The 18,467-nt window shown below is 69.2% G+C and carries 23 protein-coding genes and 1 riboswitch; of the genes, 13 read left to right on the top strand and 10 right to left on the bottom strand.

Annotated features, from left to right (window positions below; all coding sequences use genetic code 11):
- The first annotated feature begins 587 nt into the window (after positions 1-587).
- Positions 588-1,046, top strand: coding sequence for a hypothetical protein (locus HD596_RS14620; protein WP_185069765.1), 459 nt, complete (start codon positions 588-590; stop codon positions 1,044-1,046).
- Positions 1,047-1,168: 122 nt separating this feature from the next.
- Here HD596_RS14620 and HD596_RS14625 read toward each other — a convergent pair whose 3' ends face one another.
- The 3 genes from HD596_RS14625 to HD596_RS14635 all read right to left on the bottom strand — a co-directional run bounded on the left by HD596_RS14625 (position 1,169) and on the right by HD596_RS14635 (position 3,550).
- Complete coding sequence (locus HD596_RS14625) at positions 1,169-1,540, bottom strand: RidA family protein (RefSeq protein ID WP_185069766.1); 372 nt, start codon at positions 1,538-1,540, stop codon at positions 1,169-1,171.
- Between the two features lie 10 nt (positions 1,541-1,550).
- A complete protein-coding gene (locus tag HD596_RS14630; protein ID WP_185069767.1) occupies positions 1,551-2,180 on the bottom strand; it encodes a GNAT family N-acetyltransferase in 630 nt (209 codons plus the stop codon).
- Between the two features lie 7 nt (positions 2,181-2,187).
- A riboswitch (SAM riboswitch) is annotated at positions 2,188-2,288 on the bottom strand.
- 80 nt (positions 2,289-2,368) lie between these two features.
- Positions 2,369-3,550 (bottom strand): L,D-transpeptidase, encoded by a 1,182-nt coding sequence (locus HD596_RS14635; protein ID WP_185069768.1) that lies wholly within the window; start codon positions 3,548-3,550, stop codon positions 2,369-2,371.
- A gap of 401 nt (positions 3,551-3,951) precedes the next feature.
- On the opposite strand from HD596_RS14635, the gene HD596_RS14640 reads away from it, so the two are divergent.
- Both HD596_RS14640 and pyrE read left to right on the top strand, forming a co-directional pair.
- Positions 3,952-5,163 carry a cytochrome P450 family protein gene (locus HD596_RS14640; protein ID WP_185069769.1) on the top strand — a complete coding sequence of 404 codons (1,212 nt, stop codon included), beginning with the start codon at positions 3,952-3,954 and terminating at the stop codon, positions 5,161-5,163.
- 94 nt (positions 5,164-5,257) lie between these two features.
- Positions 5,258-5,788 (top strand): orotate phosphoribosyltransferase, encoded by a 531-nt coding sequence (gene pyrE, locus HD596_RS14645; protein ID WP_221519326.1) that lies wholly within the window; start codon positions 5,258-5,260, stop codon positions 5,786-5,788.
- A gap of 784 nt (positions 5,789-6,572) precedes the next feature.
- On the opposite strand, the gene HD596_RS14650 is transcribed toward pyrE, so the two are convergent.
- The 5 genes from HD596_RS14650 to HD596_RS14670 form a co-directional block, all read right to left on the bottom strand.
- Positions 6,573-7,283 carry a hypothetical protein gene (locus HD596_RS14650; protein WP_185069770.1) on the bottom strand — a complete coding sequence of 237 codons (711 nt, stop codon included), beginning with the start codon at positions 7,281-7,283 and terminating at the stop codon, positions 6,573-6,575.
- Positions 7,284-7,379: 96 nt separating this feature from the next.
- Complete coding sequence (gene xylB, locus HD596_RS14655; RefSeq protein WP_185069771.1) at positions 7,380-8,783, bottom strand: xylulokinase; 1,404 nt, start codon at positions 8,781-8,783, stop codon at positions 7,380-7,382.
- On the bottom strand, positions 8,780-9,925 hold the full coding sequence (gene xylA / locus HD596_RS14660) for a xylose isomerase (RefSeq protein ID WP_185069772.1): 1,146 nt from the start codon (positions 9,923-9,925) through the stop codon (positions 8,780-8,782). Before xylA ends, xylB begins: the two co-directional genes overlap by 4 nt.
- Positions 9,926-9,954: 29 nt before the next feature.
- A complete protein-coding gene (locus HD596_RS14665; RefSeq protein ID WP_185069773.1) occupies positions 9,955-10,143 on the bottom strand; it encodes a hypothetical protein in 189 nt (62 codons plus the stop codon).
- Between the two features lie 60 nt (positions 10,144-10,203).
- Positions 10,204-10,653 carry a MarR family winged helix-turn-helix transcriptional regulator gene (locus HD596_RS14670; protein WP_313044053.1) on the bottom strand — a complete coding sequence of 150 codons (450 nt, stop codon included), beginning with the start codon at positions 10,651-10,653 and terminating at the stop codon, positions 10,204-10,206.
- 63 nt (positions 10,654-10,716) lie between these two features.
- Here HD596_RS14670 and HD596_RS14675 point away from each other — a divergent pair, with 63 nt between their 5' ends.
- Positions 10,717-11,226 (top strand): VOC family protein, encoded by a 510-nt coding sequence (locus HD596_RS14675; RefSeq protein ID WP_185069774.1) that lies wholly within the window; start codon positions 10,717-10,719, stop codon positions 11,224-11,226.
- Between the two features lie 44 nt (positions 11,227-11,270).
- Positions 11,271-11,504 carry a hypothetical protein gene (locus HD596_RS14680; RefSeq protein WP_185069775.1) on the top strand — a complete coding sequence of 78 codons (234 nt, stop codon included), beginning with the start codon at positions 11,271-11,273 and terminating at the stop codon, positions 11,502-11,504.
- On the opposite strand, the gene HD596_RS14685 is transcribed toward HD596_RS14680, so the two are convergent.
- Positions 11,501-12,256 carry a TIGR04013 family B12-binding domain/radical SAM domain-containing protein gene (locus HD596_RS14685; RefSeq protein ID WP_313044056.1) on the bottom strand — a complete coding sequence of 252 codons (756 nt, stop codon included), beginning with the start codon at positions 12,254-12,256 and terminating at the stop codon, positions 11,501-11,503. The genes HD596_RS14680 and HD596_RS14685 overlap by 4 nt on opposite strands.
- Positions 12,257-12,259: 3 nt before the next feature.
- Between HD596_RS14685 and HD596_RS14690 the strand changes: the two genes are divergently transcribed.
- The 3 genes from HD596_RS14690 (at position 12,260) to HD596_RS14700 (ending at position 15,251) form a co-directional block, all read left to right on the top strand.
- Positions 12,260-13,666: a recombinase family protein gene (locus HD596_RS14690; protein ID WP_185069776.1), complete on the top strand. Its 1,407-nt coding sequence runs from the start codon at positions 12,260-12,262 to the stop codon at positions 13,664-13,666.
- 539 nt (positions 13,667-14,205) lie between these two features.
- On the top strand, positions 14,206-14,430 hold the full coding sequence (locus HD596_RS14695; protein WP_185069777.1) for a hypothetical protein: 225 nt from the start codon (positions 14,206-14,208) through the stop codon (positions 14,428-14,430).
- A 44-nt stretch (positions 14,431-14,474) separates the two neighbouring features.
- Complete coding sequence (locus HD596_RS14700) at positions 14,475-15,251, top strand: hypothetical protein (RefSeq protein ID WP_185069778.1); 777 nt, start codon at positions 14,475-14,477, stop codon at positions 15,249-15,251.
- A gap of 172 nt (positions 15,252-15,423) precedes the next feature.
- Here the strand turns inward: HD596_RS14700 and HD596_RS14705 are convergent, their stop codons facing one another.
- Positions 15,424-15,903 (bottom strand): hypothetical protein, encoded by a 480-nt coding sequence (locus HD596_RS14705; protein ID WP_185069779.1) that lies wholly within the window; start codon positions 15,901-15,903, stop codon positions 15,424-15,426.
- Positions 15,904-15,983: 80 nt separating this feature from the next.
- Between HD596_RS14705 and HD596_RS14710 the strand changes: the two genes are divergently transcribed.
- From HD596_RS14710 to HD596_RS14730, 5 genes are all read left to right on the top strand, one after another.
- Complete coding sequence (locus HD596_RS14710) at positions 15,984-16,223, top strand: hypothetical protein (protein WP_185069780.1); 240 nt, start codon at positions 15,984-15,986, stop codon at positions 16,221-16,223.
- 366 nt (positions 16,224-16,589) lie between these two features.
- Positions 16,590-16,943, top strand: a complete 354-nt coding sequence (locus HD596_RS14715) for a hypothetical protein (protein WP_185069781.1) — start codon at positions 16,590-16,592, stop codon at positions 16,941-16,943.
- 235 nt (positions 16,944-17,178) lie between these two features.
- On the top strand, positions 17,179-17,553 hold the full coding sequence (locus HD596_RS14720) for an HNH endonuclease (RefSeq protein WP_185069782.1): 375 nt from the start codon (positions 17,179-17,181) through the stop codon (positions 17,551-17,553).
- A gap of 2 nt (positions 17,554-17,555) precedes the next feature.
- Positions 17,556-18,167: a hypothetical protein gene (locus tag HD596_RS14725; RefSeq protein WP_185069783.1), complete on the top strand. Its 612-nt coding sequence runs from the start codon at positions 17,556-17,558 to the stop codon at positions 18,165-18,167.
- Positions 18,164-18,430 carry a hypothetical protein gene (locus HD596_RS14730; RefSeq protein WP_185069784.1) on the top strand — a complete coding sequence of 89 codons (267 nt, stop codon included), beginning with the start codon at positions 18,164-18,166 and terminating at the stop codon, positions 18,428-18,430. The genes HD596_RS14725 and HD596_RS14730 overlap by 4 nt, the downstream gene beginning before the upstream one ends.
- The last annotated feature ends 37 nt before the right edge of the window (positions 18,431-18,467 follow it).

The following is an 18,467-nucleotide window of genomic DNA, read 5'->3' on the forward strand; positions in this document are numbered from 1 at the left end:
CCGGAAATCATCGGTGCCTGGTCTACTGGCTGGTTACACGGTCAGGTACCGGGGTGTCTTGGAGCAGTGCGCACGTCCGCACGGGTCAGGTCCTCTGCAGGTGAGAGCCCTGTCCCGGGATCGCGGGGCAGGGCTCTTTGATCTTGGTTGACCCGATGCCGGACCATTGCGCTAACGGTAATGACTGCGAGAGACCCTCGCCGAGGATGCGGGCGATCACCTCGTCGACCCACGTCGCCGGCCGCGGATCCTCCCAGACGCCCCGCCGGATCGCGTACTCGGTCCGTAGTCAGGGCCTGGGTCGGCGGAGGCGCCTCGGCGCGAGATGAGGCGAGGTGGCGCTTCTCGCGCGCCAGCCGTGCCCTTACGGATGCCCGGCGACGCCGTATTGCGCCCTGAGGTTGGCACCCCGGCGTGCGCGTTGTGCCGTCGTGGGCTCGTGGGCTCGTGGGCTCGTGGGCTCGTGGCTCAGGGTGCGTCATCGGCCGCGATCGAGACGGCCACCCGAAATGTCCGCTGAGAAAGCGCACGTCAACCGGCACGCATGCGTGCTCGCCCACGCTTCCATCACCCGAGAAGGAGAACCCATGCGTACCCTTACCGTCCTGCCCGGCGCCCTGATCGCCGGCCTGCTGCTGGCAGGCTGTGCCCCTGTCACCAAAGGACCACTGTCCGCCCCCGCCTCCGCGAGCGGCACACCCTCGGCAGCCGCTACCACCTCCGCCCGCCCGGCCTCGTTCACGCACACACCGGACCCTGAGGAATTCGGCATCCGCGTGAAGATCCTCGAAAAGAAGTGTTTCGGCAGCGCCGGCTGCAACGTCACCTACAGCATCCGCGTCAGCTACTCCGGACCGGCGCTGAACCCGGAGCAGGAGTATCAGGTCACCTACGAGGTGACCGGCCTCGAGGACGGCCCGGCCGTCAACACGTTCACGATTCAGGGGGATGAGGTCAGCTACCAGGAGGAGGAGTTCGCCTCCACTCCGTCCTCGTCCAGGACGCTCAAGGCGAAGGCGACGGAGGTGGAACGCCTCGGCCTGTAGATCGCGCCATATGGCTGCCGGGCCCGCCTGGCGGCGGACCATGCCGGACCTTTGCCGGACCCAACGGTCCGGCAGCGTACGTGACGCGATGGACGCTTACACCCCCGACCAAGCGTACGTTCCTACCGTGCGGCGATCGCCTCGATCTCCAGCAGCCATGCCTCGTCGTAGATGCCCGTGATGATGACGGTGAGTGCCGGGCTGTGATCACCAAGGATTTCGCGGCGGATGGCCGAGTTCTCCGCGCGGTAGGCCCGATCGGACAGGAACGTGGTCACCTTCACCAGGTCAGCCAGAACCATGTCGTGATGCGCCAGGACGGCGGCCACATTGGCCCACACCTGGCGGCACTGTGCCGCGAAGCCTTCGGGAACAGTGCCGTCCGCGGTCACGGGGATCTGCCCGCTGACGTGTACCACGCGTGCAGGGGCCGTGATCTCGTACGAATGGACGTACCCGCCACCATCGGGCACCACCTGGCCAGGAGTAATCATGCGGAAATGATCACAGGCCGGAGATCTCTCGGCAAGACCGGGTGAGACGGGCTTGCAGGACCGGCTTGACGGTAGGCCAGTCTTCGGCGACCACCGCGAACATGGCCGAGTCGCGGACCTTGCCCTTCTCGCCGCGCGCCCACGACATGGACCAGGCGCGCAACACGCCCTCAAAGGGGATGCCGAGCCGCTCCAAGGCCCGGCGGCAGCGATGGTTGCGGGCGTCGGTCTTCAGGTCGACGCGGGCGACCCCGAGCACGTCGAACGCGTACGAGAGCAGCAACAGCTTCGCCTCGGCATTGATCCCGGTGCCCTGCGCCGAGGCGGCCAGCCAGGTGAAGCCGATCTCGATCGCCCGCAGGCCGGGCCGATCGGGCCACCCGCGAGGATCCCACAGCCCGGTGCAGCCCACCGCCCTGCCGTCGCTGAGCCGGACCTGTGCGAACGGGGTGAGCCCGTCGCGTGAGAGTTGGGCCGCCAGGTAGTCCGGTATCTCGTGGGCGCGTGGCACCAGCGTGAAGTCGTAGGACGACCGATCCTCCTCGACCGCCTCCGCGAGCTCTGGCGCGTGCCGCATCGCCAGCGGCTCCAACCGCACCAGATCACCGGCAAGGACAGGAACGTCAAGCCGCACGCTCATCAGCTCTCCCTCATCGTTCCTGGCATTGGCACCTTTCCCGCGGATTCCCCGCCGGGGAGGTTGCCGGACCGTCACAGGGCCAGGTCCCTCAGATCCTCTGGATGAACTACCGAGTCGAGATCATGCCCGCACGGGCGGGCACCGTCAATTCGCCGCAAGGGTGCGCACTCCCGACGTGGTTTCTTCCATCAGGCGTTGATCGACTTGCCGAGGGCGCTGCCCGCCAGCCAGTCGTCCCACGACTTCGCCCACGGCGTCGGCCCGTTGCCGAACTCGAGCTTCCGCGACGTCCCCGTGACCTCGATGATGTCTCCCCGCTGCGTGAAGTTGTAGAACCAGCGGGCGTTGGCCATGCTGGCGTTCACGCAGCCGTGGCTGACGTTGCTGTTGCCCTGCGCGCCGGTCGACCAGGGGGCGGCGTGGAAGAACATGCCGCTGTAGGTCATCCTGACATTCCACTTGGTACGGGCGTAGTACTCGCCGGGCCTGCCGATGGTGGCCGAGTCCATGAGGGTCTCCGCGGCCTTCTCCTGGGCGATCATGACGCCGGACCAGCTTTCGTCGCCCTTCTTGCCCAGGCTGACCGGGATGGTCCTGACGACCTTGCCGTTCTCCCGCACGACCGCGCGGTGGGTGGCATTGCGGATCTTGGTGATGTGCTCGTCGCCGACGGTGAACGTCAGGCTGCGGTCCCTGGTGCCCCACACGTCCCGCCCGGCACGCAACCCGGCCAGGTGCGCGACCACCGTGACCTTCTCGCCGACCGGCCAGTACTCGCGCGGCCTGAACTGGACCTCGCGGTCACTCACCCAGCTCCACGCGCCCTCGACCGGCTTGGACATCCGCACCTCCAGCGACCGCTCGACCGCGGCCCGGTCCCTCGTGGCGGTCACGGGGCGCGACAGCAGGAGCTGGACGGGCATGCCGACCCCGACCTTCTCGCCGTCCAGCGGGGACATGCCGCTCTCCAGCACCCGCTTCGGCTTGAGCGTGGTGAACGTGGACCGCGCGGTCACGGGCTTGCCGTCCGTGCCGGTGGCTTGCGCGCTCACCGTGTACGCCGTCGAGGGCCGCAACGGCCACGTGGGACGCCACGTCCCGTCCGCGCCCAGGGTCCCGCGTACCTCATGCCCCTTGGCGTCGGCGACGGTCAGCTTGGTGACCTTGCCGTAGGTGGCCTTGACGCTGACCCTCGTGTCCGGGGGCACCTTCTTCGTGCCGTTCGCCGGGGTGATCGAGAGTTTGGCTGCGAGGGCCCGCTCCTGCGGGCCGGCGGGCGCTGGTGGGTTCGAGCCACCCGAGGTGCAGCTTGCGGTCAGCAGCAGCACAGCCGTGAACGTGCTGACGAGTATGGTTCGGCCGTTCCGCATCGTCGATGCCTCCACTCCCCGACAAATAGGCATCTTTCAGACAAGACGGCCTATTGGTGATACGGAGAGCTATATGCCCATAACTGTAGGTAACAATGCAAAGATGCCTTGATCGATGCGGCAGGTTGCGAGGAGGGCGTATCCAGAGGGGAGTCTGCGAGGTCGAGGAGCGGGGGGCCAGGGTTCGGGGTGGTGGACGTGACCGATCACCCGCGCCGGCTCAGCCTTACCCGAACAAGGCAAGCCGGCAAGCCATGAGAGGCGAGCCCGGGCTGGTGGTCCTTCGCAATGGCGGGAGCGGCAGATGTTGGGGGCTCGGCAGTGACAACGTTCGCGACTTGGCCCGGGCGAGCGCAACGCGGAAAGTGAGGGGGATGCTCATCCCATCGTGAGGGATTCTCATGGCTACTCCTCTCCAGATCCCCGTGCCGTCGGAGCGGACGTCCGAGACCATCCGCCGTTACCACAACCAGCGCGGGCCGATCCTGCGCATCGAGCTCCCGGGCCAGGTGCCCGCCTGGCTGGTGACCTCGTACGAACTGGTCAACGAGGTCCTGACCAACGACGGCACGCTGTTCAGCAAGGACCCGGGGAACTTCACGGCGCTGAATGACGGCACCATCCCCGCTGACTGGCCGCTGCGCCAGCTCATCGAGGGTGAACACCTGCTGACCAAGGATGGCGCGGACCACCGGCGGCTGCGGGGGCTCGTCAACCGGGCCTTCACCCCCGCCCGCGTTCAGGGGCTGGCCCCGCGCATCCAGCAGATCACCGACGAACTGCTCGACCGGATGCCCGACCAGGATGACGCGGTGGACCTCGTGCGCTTCTTCAGCGAGCCGCTGCCGGTCATGGTGATCTGCGAGCTGTTCGGCGTGCCGCATGACGAACAGCAGCAGATCCGCGACTGGAGCCACACGCTGCTGCAGCACACCACCTCGCCGGAGGAGATGCTCGCCACCAACGCCGGGATGCTCGGGTATCTGGCGGCCTTCATCGAGCGCAAGCGCGACGATTCGGGTGACGATCTCACCACGGGGCTGATCCGGGCGCAGGAGGACGACGGCGATCGCCTGTCCGACAGCGAGATGTTATGGATCCTGTGGCTGGTGCTCATCGCCGGCCACGAGACCACGGTGCACCTGATCGCCAACACTGTCTGCGCCCTGTGCTCGGACCCGGAGCAACTGGCCTTCGCGCGCGCGAAGAACGCCTGGGAGCAGGTGGTCGAGGAGGCGCTGCGCAGCAGGAACTCCGTGGTCAGCGTCCTGTTCCGGTATCCGCTGAGGGATGTGCGGCTCGGCGAGGTGACGGTCGGGGCGGGGCAGCCCATCATGGTCGGCCTCTGCAGCGCCGGGACGGACCGGGACAGGTTCGGCGGGGAGGCAGGGCGGTTCGACGCGGCGCGGGAGTCGGCCGCGCATCTGGGGTTCGGCCGCGGCCCGCACTTCTGCCTGGGGGCACCGCTGGCCAGACTCGAGGCACGGATCGCGCTGGCGTCGTTGTTCGGCAGGTTCCCCGATCTGCGGCTGGCGGTCCAGCCCGGCGAGGTCTCCTACACCTCGTCACTCATCACCGAGGGGCCCAGGGCCCTGCCGGTGTTCCTCCGCTAGAGCCGGCTCAGTCGCATTCGCGGCGGACGGCGTGGACGTCGCCGCCGACGGCGCCGCGGCCCTGAGCATGTTTTCCGCGTCTCTGGGAGACTGGGTGCCTGTGACGCGCTCCGACCTGGCTCGCAGGATTCATGCCGCATCCCACCTCACCGGCCACTTCGTGCTCCGCTCAGGACGTACCGCCACCGAGTACTTCGACAAGTACAGGTTCGAGGGTGACCCTGTTCTGCTGGATGACATCGCTCGGGCCATGACTTCCCTGGTCCCGGGGGACATCGAGGTGTTGGCCGGGCTTGAGATGGGCGGGATCCCGGTGGTCACCGCCCTCGGCCGGCACACCGGCCTGCCGTGCGCGTTCGTCCGTAAGCAGGCCAAGGCGTACGGGACCTGTCGACTGGCCGAAGGCGCGGAGGTGGAGGGGCGGCGGGTTCTCGTGGTCGAGGACGTCGTCACCAGCGGCGGCCAGATCGTCCTGTCCACCGCTGAGCTGCGGAGCCTCGGAGCCCAGGTCGGCGAGGCACTGTGCGTCATCGACCGCGAACAAGGGGGCGCGGCGGCGCTGGCCGCGGAGGGCATCAGACTTTCGTCGTTGTTGACCGCGACCGACCTACGCATGACGAGCTGATCCGCCGGGCCATCGGCAAGAGCCCTCTCTCTACGATCGTCACCCGTCCGGCCAGGCAGAACAAGACTGTTTCTTCGGCCGGTGCCGTCGCAATGCTGTAACCGTGAACGCCATGAGCAGCGAGGTCTGGGATCCGTTCGGCACCTTGCACAACGCCCTGTGGATCGGAGGCGGACAATGGGCCGGCAAATCCACCGTCGCCAGGCTGCTGGCCGGCCGGTACGGCCTGACCGCCTACCACTACGACTACCACGACGCACGCGCACACAACGACCGTCGGATCGCCCGCCGCGTACGGCTCGGCGAGCCCGAGCCCATCGCGGAGCCCGACCCGGACGCCGTCTGGGTGAACACCAGCCCGCAGGAAATGGCCGACGAGACCCTGGCCGGCTTTCCCGTGCGCTTCGAATGGGCCCTGGACGACCTGCGCGGCCTGGTCTCGGGGCGACCGGTCATCGCCGAAGGCTGGGGGCTGCGGCCCGAACTGGTCGCTCCCATCATCGACTCGCCCTGGCGAATGATCGTCATGGTGCCGAGCGAAGGGTTCCGCCGGCGCCAGGTTCGCGAGCTGCCCCGTGCCGCCGCCGTCAGTCATCAAGTCAGCGATCCTGAACGAGCCCAGCGCAACCGGCTCGCCCGGGACCGGCTCGTCGCCGATGAGGCCGTCCGTTCGGCGCGCCGTCTGGGCATCCGGGTGCTGGAGGTGGACGGGGCCGATGATGCGGAGGCTGTGGCGGACATCGTGGCCGACCACTTCAGCTCCTACCTGCCGCCGCGGCCCTGCTCACCAGCTCAGCGCTTTCTGCCGGCCGCCCGCGGCGGGCAGCCGGTCTCGGAGCATCCGGGCGCCCAGCGGGACCAGCGCCACGCAGAGCAGGCCGGTGACCAGCACGTCGGGGACGGAGGCGCCCTTCAGCACGCCCATCCACGTGCCCCCGGCCAGCAGCACCATCACGGCCCGGGCGGTGCCGAGCAGGCCCGAGCGCCAGGCGGCGACGGCCAGCAGGAGCGAGCCCGCGTACTGGCCGACTGAGGCCCAGACCGGCACCCGCCACGGCCCGTAGGAGATGTCCACGTACTCCTTCATGATCGCGCTCGTCGTCTGGTCCAGGCCGATGACCTCGGTGAGCTGGAAGGCGGTCTGGTCGGCGCCGGCGAAGTACAGGCGGGCGAAGAGGCCGACGACCAGCAGCGTGGCGCCCCAGTAGGCGAGGTGGCCGCCCGCCTGCTGGGCCAGGGCGACGAAGGCGGGGAAGAGCAGCAACGCCCCCAGCGCGAACACCGCGTAGGAGAGGGTGAGCATGAAGGGCTCTGAGGTGTAGGCGAGGAGCTGGCCGTAGGCGGCGAAGGGCTGTGCCTCGTCCCAGGCCTGCTGCTGAGGGGTGAGAGCGGTGACCGTGCTCAGGTGACGCAGCAGGTATCCGGCGCACATGATGATCGGCCCGGCGATGAGCGTGGCGCCGCCGATCCATCGTCCGGGGAAGGGGGTGTTCATGGGAGTGAGCCTGGCGCCGGCGAGGGGGGCCGGTCATCGGCCGATGGTCAACCGGCGCCCCTGTCGAAAGTCAGGGGCGCCGGCCGGAGACGACGGTCAGTCGAGGATGTGGGTGGTGGCGCGGGCGTAGCGGTCGCGGATCGCGGGGACGGCGTCCCCCTCGTACGTCTCCGTCTCCTCCGACCGCCAGTCCGGCGTGGTGACCAGCGTGGCGGCCTGGTACGCGGCGCCGTTGGCGACGTACTCGGCCGGCGGCGGCACCGTGATCGGGACGCCGAAGATCGTCGGGGCGATGCGGCGGACCGCCTCGGAACGGGCCGCGCCGCCGATCAGCAGCACCCGCTCCGGCTTGGTGCCCAGCGCGTCGAGGGCGTCGGCGAGGCCGCACAGCATGCCCTCGATGGCCGCCCGCGCCAGGTGGGCGGGGGTCGAGGTGGCCAGGGTCAGCCCGTGGACGGAGCCCGTCGCGGTCGGGCGGTTGGGGGTGCGCTCGCCCTCCAGGTACGGCACCAGCGTCAGCCCGTCCGCCCCCGGCGGGGCCTGGAGAGCCAGATCGCTCAGGGCGTCCAGGCTCACCCCGGTGATGCGGGCGGCGGCGTCCATGACGCGGGCGGCGTTGAGCGTGCACACCAGCGGCAGGAACCGTCCCGTCGCGTCGGCGAAGCCGGCCACCGCGCCCGACGGGTCGGCGCTGGGCGACTCCGCGACCGCGAACACGGTGCCGGAGGTGCCCAGCGACACCACGACGTCGCCGGAACGGGCGCCCACGCCGAGCGCCGCCGCCATGTTGTCGCCCGTGCCCGGCGCGATCAGCGCCGCGCTCCCTTCGTACGCCGCCTCGGCCGGCCCCAGCACCCGGGGCAGCAGCGGGATCGAGCCGAACGCCAGCTTCAGCAGATCCGTCCGGTACGCGCCCGCCGACGGCGACCAGTAGCCCGTGCCCGAGGCGTCCCCCCGGTCCGTGGCCAGCTGGTCGAGCGGCGGCACCGGGGAGTCGGCCGAGAACGTCCCCGAGGCGAACGCGCCGGCCAGGCGCCAGGAGAGCCAGTCGTGCGGCAGGCAGACGGCCGCCGTACGGGCCGCGTTGTCCGGCTCGTGCTCGGCCAGCCAGCGCAGCTTGGTCACCGTGAACGAGGCGACCGGCACCGACCCGACGGCGGTGGCCCAGGCCTCCGGCCCGCCCAGCTCCGTCACGAGGTCGGCGGCGGCCTGGGCGGAACGGGTGTCGTTCCACAACAGGGCGTCACGTACGACATTTCCGGACTCGTCCAGGCAGACCATGCCATGCTGCTGCCCGCCCACACTGATAGCGCTCACATCGTCCAGCCCGCCGGCCTCCTCGATGGCCCGCAACAACGCGTCCCACCAGTGCGACGGATGCACCTCCGTGCCGTCGGGATGCGGCGCGCGGCCCTGCCGGACCAGCGCGCCCGTCTCCGCGTCACGAATGACGACCTTGCAACTCTGCGTCGAAGAATCGACCCCAGCGACCAGCGTCACCCACGAACTCCTAACAAGTGCTCCAGCGCAAGCTGGTTGAGATGCGTGAAATGGTATCCGCGCGCGGCGGCGCGGTCCGGATCGAAGTCGTCGGAGGCGAGATCGGCCAGCGTCTCGCCGCGGTTGAGCGTGGGCAGGCCGAGCTCCTCGACGCGGGAGGCCCGCAGGGCCTCGCGCACCTCGGGGTCGGCCCTGAAGGCGCGTGCCTTCTCCCGCAGGATCAGGTACGTACGCATGTTCGCGGCGGCCGACACCCACACGTCCGAGGCGTCCTCGGTGCGCAGCGGCTTGTAGTCGAAGTGCCGCGGCCCGTCGTAGCCGCCGTGCTCCAGCAGGTCCACCAGGAAGAAGGCGCTCATCACGTCGCCGTGCCCGAAGACCAGGTCCTGGTCGAAGCGCGGGCCGTGCTGCCCGTTGAGGTCGATGTGGAAGAGCTTGCCGTGCCACAGCGCCTGCGCGATGCCGTGCACGAAGTTGAGCCCGGCCATCTGCTCGTGGCCGACCTCCGGGTTGAGGCCCACCATCTCAGGGTGCTCCAGCTCGCCGATGAACGCGAGGGCGTGGCCGATCGTGGGCAGCAGGATGTCGCCGCGCGGCTCGTTCGGCTTGGGCTCGAGGGCGAACCGGATGCCGTAGCCGCGCTCGCGCACATAGCCGCAGAGCAGGTCGACGGCCTCCTTGTAGCGCCCGAGGGCCGCGCGCACGTCCTTGGCCGCGTCGGACTCGGACCCCTCCCTGCCGCCCCAGCACACGTAGGTGGTGGCGCCCAGCGAGGCGGCCAGGTCGAGGTTGCGCATGACCTTGCGCAGGGCGTACCGCCGCACGTCACGGTCGTTGCTGGTGAAGGCGCCGTCGCGGAAGACGGGGTGGGTGAACAGGTTGGTGGTCGCCATGGGCACTTTGAGCCCGGTTTCGGCAAGCGCTTTCCTGAAGGCCGCGATCGCCCGGTCGCGATCGGGCTGGACGGCCAGCAGGTCGTCGTCGTGGAAGGTGACGCCGTAGGCCCCGAGCTCGGCCAGCCGGTGCACGCTCTCCACCGGGTCGAGCGGCGCCCGCGAGGCGTCCCCGAACGGATCGCGCGCCTGCCAGCCGACCGTCCACAGACCGAACGTGAATCGATCTTCAGGAGTTGGCTCGTACATGTCTCGATGCTCCCCTGGCGATCAGCTGTTCACAAGCCCGAGGGATCACGTCCCACGCTGATCTCCTCGGCGATCTTGCGGATCTCCGCCACCTCGAGGCCCGGAGCCTCGGGCAGGTGGCGCAGCAACGCCTCCATCACCACGGGCACGGGCTGGCCGGCGAACCGCCCCGCGATGCCGTGGACCGCCCGGAACAGCGCCTCTTCGGTGTCGTGCATCGGCCTCTCCTTGTTCGGGTACCCGGAGAAACCTACGGCCTCGGCACGACAGTTCGCTCGCTACCCCTCCAGCGTGTTCCGCACTGCGACGCAAATCTCGTCGAGCCGGCGCACCTGCTCGGGCGTCAGCACGTCGAAGAGGCTGCGCCGTACCTCCTCGACGTGTCCGGGCGCGGCGGCGGCCAGCGCGGCGAACCCGGCGTCCGTGAGCACCGCGAAGCTGCCGCGCCCGTCGTCGGGGCAGCGCTCGCGGCGGACCCACCCGCGCTCCTCCAGGCGTGACACGGCGTGCGACAGGCGGCTCTGGGAGCTCTGCGCCCTGGCGGCCAGCTCGCTCATCCGCATCGACCGCCCGGGCGCCTCGGAGAGCGCCACGAGGATCATGTAGTACGTGTGCGGCATGCTCGCGTCCCGCTGGAGCTGGCGGTCGAGCGCCTCGTTGATGAGCTGGGTCGCCGCCAGGAAGTTCCGCCAGGTGTGCTGTTCGTCCGCATCCAGCCATCTCGTCACGGTCCCAATTTAGTTGAACTCTCATATACTTGAGACGGGACTCGGCCCGGAAAGGGGCACATCATGCCTGTTCAGCGACTCAACCACGCGGTCCTTTACGTCCGTGACGTGGAGCGCAGCGTCGCCTTTTACCGCGAGGCCCTCGGCTTCGACGTCGTGATGGGCATGCCGGGCGCCGCCTTCCTGCAGGCCCCCGGCTCGACGAACGACCACGACCTGGGCCTGTTCCAGATCGGCCCCGACGCGGATTCGTCCCCGGCCGGCCGGACGTCCGTGGGGCTCTACCACCTGGCGTGGGAGGTCGACACCCTCGACGAGCTGGAGCGGGTCGCGGTCAAGCTGAGCGAGCTCGGCGCGCTGGTCGGCTCCTCCGACCACGGCACCACCAAGGCGCTCTACGCCAAGGACCCCGACGGGCTGGAGTTCGAGGTGTCGTGGCTGGTGCCGGCCTCGCTGATCACCGACGAGGTCCTCGCCGCCCGCGCCCGCATCCGCCCGCTCGACCTGGCCGCCGACAAGGAGAGGTACGGCGCCACGACCCGAGGCGGAGTGGGCGTGTCCATCCCCGCCTGAAGTACCGTAGGGGTGATACGACCCTTCTTCCACGGGGAACGGTCATGCCAAGCGATCCTGACCACGTGCTCGACGCCATCGACGGCGTCGTCGACGAGTGGGAGACGCTGAGCGCGGACGCCATGCGCTGGTCGCCTCCCGAAACCAAGAGTCCCGATTTCCTGACCGAGGTGACGGAGATCTTCGGTCCGCTGGTCAACGCGTTCGCGCAGGCGCTGCGTCCCGTCAGCGACGCGTTCGAGCGGGTCATGCACACCTTCGACGACGACGATCACTAGCCGGTGCGCCGGCGCCGTGCCCGCCGCGGGTAGGCCTTGGCCGTCTCGGCCAGCCGTACGGCGTGTTCGGCCTGCTTGCGCCAGTGCCCGTAGGCGTCGCCGCGCTGTGCCAGCCGGTCCAGCTCGCTCATGGTCGCCAGCGGGATGAACGCGGGCTCGGCGTCCCGCCACGGCGTCCCGGGCAGCGGCATGAACGTGTGGGTGTGGATGCGGGCCCCCAGCTCGGCCAGGTCGGAGGCGAGCTTCAGCGACTGCTCCTGGTCCTCCTCGGTCTCGCCCGGCATGCCGAAGATGAAGTCGACGTTCGGCCGGAAGCCGTGCTCGACCGCGATCCTGACGGCGTCGCGCACCGGTGAGGTGTCGTGGCCGCGGCCCGAGGCGGCCAGCACCTTGTCGGAGCCGGACTGGGCGCCGATGATCAGGTTGTCGTTGGCCACGTAGCGCTTGAGCATGCGCATGGCCTCGGGGGTGACGTGCTCGGGCCGTACCTCCGAGGGGAAGCTCCCGAAGAAGACCCGGCCGCGCGGCGGCAGCTCCTCCTTGACCCCGGCCAGCAGCTCCTCCACCTTGCCCAGGTCGGGATCGGGGCCGGGGGAGCCGTAGGAGAGTGAGGTCGGCGTGATGAAGCGGATGTCGCGCAGGCCCCGGTCGACCATCCCGCGCACGTGCTCGCGCACGCTGGCGACCGAGCGGTGGCGGAACTGCCCGCCGAACATGAACGGCGTCTGGCAGAAGCGGCATGTATTGTTCACTTCATGACGCCATTGCCAGAGAGCGAGTCGGCACTCCTCGCCGCCCTGTACGCCAGGATCAGCGACGACAAGATGGGACAGGAGGCTGGCGTCAAGCGGCAGCTCGCCGACGGGCGCGGCATCGCTCAACGGCTGGGCCTGCCGGAGCCCCGCGAGTTCGTCGACAACGACATCAGCGCGACCAACGCCAAGCACCGTCCCGAGTACGAGAACCTCCTGGCCGCCATCGCTGCGGGCCTGATTCGCATCGTGATCATTTACCACTTGTCGCGGTTGTGGAGGAATCGCAAAGAGCGGGCCGCTGGCATCGAGTTCTTCAAGAAGTACGGCGTGCGGCTGATCATGGTGAAAGGCCCTGAGATCGACTTCGCCACGGCGTACGGTCGGGCGATGGCTGGGCTGTTGGGCGAGTTCGATTCGATGGAGGTTGAAGTTAAGAGCGAGAGGCAGGTGAGTGAGATGGAGCAGGCCGTGCGTGATGGCCGCCCGCCGACCGGTCGCCGGGCATTCGGCTACGCCCGTACGGGCGGCGAACTGGTCGCCGAGGAGGCCGAAGTGGTCGCCGAGGCGTACCGACTGCTACTCACTGGCGCCAGCCTGTCGAGCATCGCGAAGTGGCTCAACGAGGCCGGATGGCGGACCACGACGGGCGGCGCGTGGGGACACAACAGCGTGCGCAGCGTACTCATGAACGAGCGCAACGCGGGCCTGCGTGAGTACCACGGCGACCTGTACGGGGGCTCGTGGCCGCCGATCGTCGCTGAGGAGACATGGCGAGCGGCCCATGCCATCCTGACCGACGCTGGCCGCCGCACGAACAAGGTGGGCAGCTCGCGGAAGTGGCTGCTGACGAACCTCGCACACTGCGGCGTGTGCGCCGCCCAGGATATTGAGAGCGTGATGCTCTGCACATACCGCGACGACGCCAGGCGCGTATATCGATGCAAGCGATCGCCCGGCCACCTGACGCGCAACGCGGCGCCGGTCGACGAGCTGGTTGCCCGCGTCGTTGTTGAGCGGTTGTCCCGGCCAGATGCGGCCGACCTGCTCGTGAACGAGGACGCGCCAGATCTCGCGGCCCTCCGAGGAGAGGCCATGACCCTGCGGGCCCGCCAGGAGGACATTGCGGCCGCGTTCGGCGACGGTGAGATGACCCGCGTGCAGTTCAGAACCGCAAACGAGCGCGTGGCCGCGCGCCTGGCCGAGGTCGAGGCGGCCATGGGCGACGTGCAACGCGTGCCAGTGCTCGCCGACCTCGTGAAGGCTGATGACGTGTCGGCCGTCTGGGACGGGCTCATGCTGGACCGGCAGCGCGCCGTCGTGGACGTGCTCATGACCGTGACCATCCTGCCGGCTGGACCGGGCCGCCGCGTATTCGATCCCGCGAGCGTAAAAATCGACTGGCGCTAAATGTTCGATTTTTGGGCGATTTGCCGTATCGCTAGCTAAAGGGCGGTAGCTAATTAGGCCTAGTGTTCGTGTCGAAACTGGCGCGGCTATCCCGACTTAGCAATAATGATCACAGTCCGCCTCGGGATAGGCGGCGGTGCCGGGCGAGCAGTTGGCCCGCACGACGACGGTTTATCCACAGGCTCGGTTCGCGCCCGATGCCGTCCCCCATGCCGTCGCCAAGGTCGTGGCTGCGCGAAGAGGAACCGAAGCGCGGCCACGCGGCAAGCCCTTATCAGGAGGGCCTGCCGTCCGGGAAGTCCAGGGGGACTTCGTGGAACGCATCGCACCATCGTGGACCAACGCGCGAGCGCGGTTGGCCCGCGCCAGACAGACCGGCGATAAGGAGGCCGAGGAGCGCGCACGCGTTGACCTCAAGGCGGCACGGGCCGCCGACTACATCCAGGCCCTAGTGGATAGCGCGCCACCGTTGAGCCAGGAACAGCGCGACAAGTTGGCCATGCTCCTCCAAGGTCCTCGCGTGGCCAGGGGTGGCGCAGATGCCGCCTGAGGACAACGCAGAAGGCCGCCCCCGGGCAAGGGCGGCCTCCAGAGTCGATATCAACGGGCTCGACGCGACCAGCGTACGGCACACCCATGCTCGCCGCACGGTTCACGCGCTGCGCGGTCTGAGGCCGGCCGACCGGGCGCGCGTGCTGGGTCGGCTCGCCGAGCTCCGCGACCTCGAGACCCTGGCGCGGCAGCGCGGCACGCTGGCGGCCTGATGTCGGAGCGTCCAGCGGGCAGTGCCCGCCTTCACCGCGCCGTCATGGTGGCGAACGCGGACCGCAAGCCCGACCAGCGACTATGGCCGGACCAGGTCTACATTGACGCTGTGTGGGAGTCGTCGCTGACGAGCACACAGAAGATCGCCGCACTCTGCTACGCCAACCATGCCCGCACCAACCGCGAGCGTGACCGCGCGTGGGTGGTCTACGGCCGCTTCATGCAGCAGACCGGGATCCGGTCGCGGAACACCGTGGCGAAGGTCCATCAGGATCTGCTTGGTGCTGGGTGGCTCGAAGACGCCGGGCCGCGTCCCGGCCACAAGCAGATCCGTGTGTACTGGCTCGCTTTGCCAGCGGCGACCGGTATCGAAATCAGTACCGGTACTGATTTCGATACCGGTACAGCTAGCGACCAGACCGGTACGGATTTTGAGCCTGGACCGGTACGGAAATCACGCGCGACCAGTACCGATTTCGGTACCGGACCAGTACCGAAATCGGTACGCGACCCTCTCTCTGGAGATCCTCTAAAGGATCTCCCAGAGACCTCCGCGCCGACCGGCGCCGCCACGCAGAGCGCGGCGCCATCCGGCGAAACCCCGGCGGTGGCCGAGGAGGAAGGCGAACCGCTACCGAAGGACCAGGCCATCGCGCGTGCGCGTGCAAGCCTCGGCGTCGTCGGCAAGGGCAAGCCCGCGAGCCGATGGAAGCCCTACCGGTCGTCGAACGAGGGCCCCAACCCGAACTACGATCCGCGCATCGCCGCCGCCGCGGCTGGCCACCTGGAAGCGGTGGAACCGGGCGGTGATGCCGCGTGATCGCCTCACACGTCCGCAAGGCGAGGCACGACCACGGTCGGTGCCCGCTCTGCTGCATGACCATGCGTATTGGGCAACGGGTGTGCCGTGTCGGCCGCGGCGGCTCATGGGTGCACGTGGCGTGCTTCCTCCAGAAGTATCGGGCGGCCGATCAGGGGGCACTGTGACCGCCCTACGGGACTTCAACGCGCAGCTCGAAGTGAGAGGCCACCTGCGACGCCGTGTACTGCCGCCGCCCGCTGAGAGGCACCTCGACGCCGTAGAAGGGCTGACCGGCCGGGACGTTCGCCACCTCGAACTGGAACACACAGCCCCGATCGTCTCGCTGCCCAGCGCCGAGCTTGCCCAGGCCGATGGTCGTGCCCGACGTGTCGGTAACGACGACCTGGGCGCCCTGCCGGATGTCCGCGTACGACTCGGCACCCGTGCAGCTGAACGGCGCGTCGCCAGGCTTCGCGGAGACCCAGGGACGCTCCAGGATCACAGCCCCGCGCAGCGCGAACAGCGCCGGGGGCGCGGCCTGACTCGCCGCGACTGGCGCCGCCGCCGGAGGCTTGGCATCGGTGCCAGGCGAGAGCGCCAGGACCACGGTCGCGATAGCCGCCAGGACCAGGACCGCCAAGCCGCCCGCCAGGGCCAAACCCTTGACCATGCGGGCATCTTGCACCGGTCCACACGCCTCACGCCAGGCCCAATCACGGGCCGTCCAGACCCGAAGGAGAGGAACACCGCATGTTCACCATCCCCGTTGAAGAGATCACCGAGCGGGCCCGCCAGGCCCATCCCGGCCGCGCGCTACTGACCGCGATCGTGCTCGTGCCCTGGCTGCTCGGCTGGTCGCTGCGCAAGCTCTGGCTCGGGCTGACGATCCTCTGGCAGGCCGCCACGGTCGGGTGGCACGACGCCGGCGGCGACCCGCCCAGCGGCGGCCGACCGACACCCAGCGACCACGGCCCGTTCGGCGGTGCGTGATGCCCTTCATCGTCACAGGCAAGCCGACACCCAGCGGGCGCCTGGTCGTCGATCCCTGCCCAAGCTGCGGACGTCGGCACGTCCACCGCCACCCGGGCACGCAGCACACCACGTGCGGCATGACGTACGAGGTGATCAAGGTCGTCCCGGTGACGTCGGCAGCACCGACACCACTCAAGGGGCTAAGCACTGCTGAGCCCCTCGACGGGCGGCACTCATGATCCGGGGGCGGCTTCGACCAGGGCCCCGCATCACCGCCGGGGCCACGCGCACCGAGGCCACGATGCGGCCCCGGCGTAAGGCCGCCGCTCGGGCCACACCGGGCCAGGCCTCCACCCCACCCAACCAGGCAGCAAGGACAACGACGTGAGCGACGGACCCGACCCCGAGCGCGTGGCCAACGGCATCAACCACGTGATCAGCACCCTGCCACCCGAGTGGCGCCGCGTCGCGTACGACCTGATCGCCGAGATGCCGCACCGCACCACGTCCGAGATCCTCGCCGCGATCCTCACCCTCGTCGCCATCGAGGCACGGCGGGAAGCCGAGCAGGCGGACGCAGCAGAGGCGGACAACGACCGGGCACCGGGACGAGAGGAGGAGGCAGGGCCAGGCACCCCCGCCCCGCCCCCGCCCGTGCCCCGCCAGCACCCCACCTGCCTGCCACCCACCACGACCACGAACACATTGAGTAATCACGATGACGAACACGTTGAGTGACGAATCCCAATGGAGATCAACAAACGTGACAAACAGTAATCGTCAATCGAGTGACGTTTTCGCAGGTCAGGGCCCCGGGGGGCCGGGTCGGCGCGTGGATCTTGAAACCGTTCCCCACCCGGCCGCCTGGAACTTTTTTTCTCTCCCCGCTACGGGGGGCACGGAGAGTAATCATCAAGATCAACAGCACCGGATCGTAACCGGCATTCGATCTTGAAATGTCACGGAGGGTGATATGGCCCGGAAGTACGGCGCCGACCGCATCGGCAGCATGGCGTGGAAGGAACTGCGTCTCCAGATCCTTGAGCGGGACGGCTGGCGCTGCCGCAACTGTCAGGCGCCGATTCGCGCGGGTGACGGCTCGGCACATGTGGATCACCGCATCCCGCGCCACCGCGGTGGCCTCTCGACGCCGGAGAACTTGCAGGCGTTGTGCCGCCGCTGCAACTTGATCAAGTCGCGGGCGGAGGCGGCGGAGGTGGGTCTCCGCAAGCGGCGCGAGGCCGGCGGTGGCGCGGCCGACGCGACGCCCATCACCGAGGCCGGGGTGCCGTGCGAGATCCACGGCGCCCGGTGCTCTGCCCGGGGCCAGCATTCGAGGGAATGGTGATCATGGACGGGAACAGGATGTTGGCGAGGCTCGGCGAGATCATCCGCCGGAGCGTGGAGGGCCTCGACGCGGCTGACCGCGCCGAGCGGGTCGCCTACTGCCAGCGCACCGGCGAGCACGGGGTCAGGGTGCACGCCGAGAGTGAGGGCGTGCTGGTGCTCACGTGGGGCGGCAAGACGCTGGCCGCCATCGAGCGGACGGTGCTCACCGGAGACGGGCCGTTGCCCGAGCCGGAGCTGATCCCGGCGGTGCCGGATGACCCTCGGGAACTGACCCGGCCACGCGGATATGTGCGCGTCGTCGGACAGCGGTCCTTTCACCGCCACGACGACGAGCTCCATCTCTTCGCCCAGAACGGCACCGTCATCCCAGAGAGCCACTGGGCCTTTCAGCACTTCGGCCAGAGGGCGCCCGAGGCGTTCCAGCGCATCAGCAACGAGGAGGCGGAGCAGGCGTTGGCCAACGGCGAGGGTGTCGCGGATCTCGACCCCCGCGCGCTGGAGTTGCGGCACCTCGGGACACGGTATGGCCGCGACCGCTCGCGGTGGCCGGCCCATGTGCGTCGCCGGGCGGAGCAGCTCGACGACCGCGGCGAGAGCGGAGGCGTCGCGTGAGCGCCACCGACTCTCTCGTGATGGAGGCGCTGAGGGGCCTGCCGCCGGAGCTGGGCCCGGTGTTTGTGCGCGAGCTGGGCTACTTCGTCGAATCCCTGTGGGCGAACCCGGAACGCACCGAGACGTTCGGCATCGTGCGGGAGTTCGACATGGAGGCCGCCGTACGCGTGGCGTCCGGCTCGCCCACGGCGCCGCTATGGCTGGCGTTCTGCGAGTCGGTACGGCTGACGAGTGTCGTGCTGGAGATGGAGCACAACGCGTGATCTTTCCGTCTATGCTGGTAGTGACGCACGACGCGGC

This window comes from Nonomuraea jabiensis (assembly GCF_014204795.1).
GTDB lineage: Bacteria > Actinomycetota > Actinomycetes > Streptosporangiales > Streptosporangiaceae > Nonomuraea > Nonomuraea jabiensis.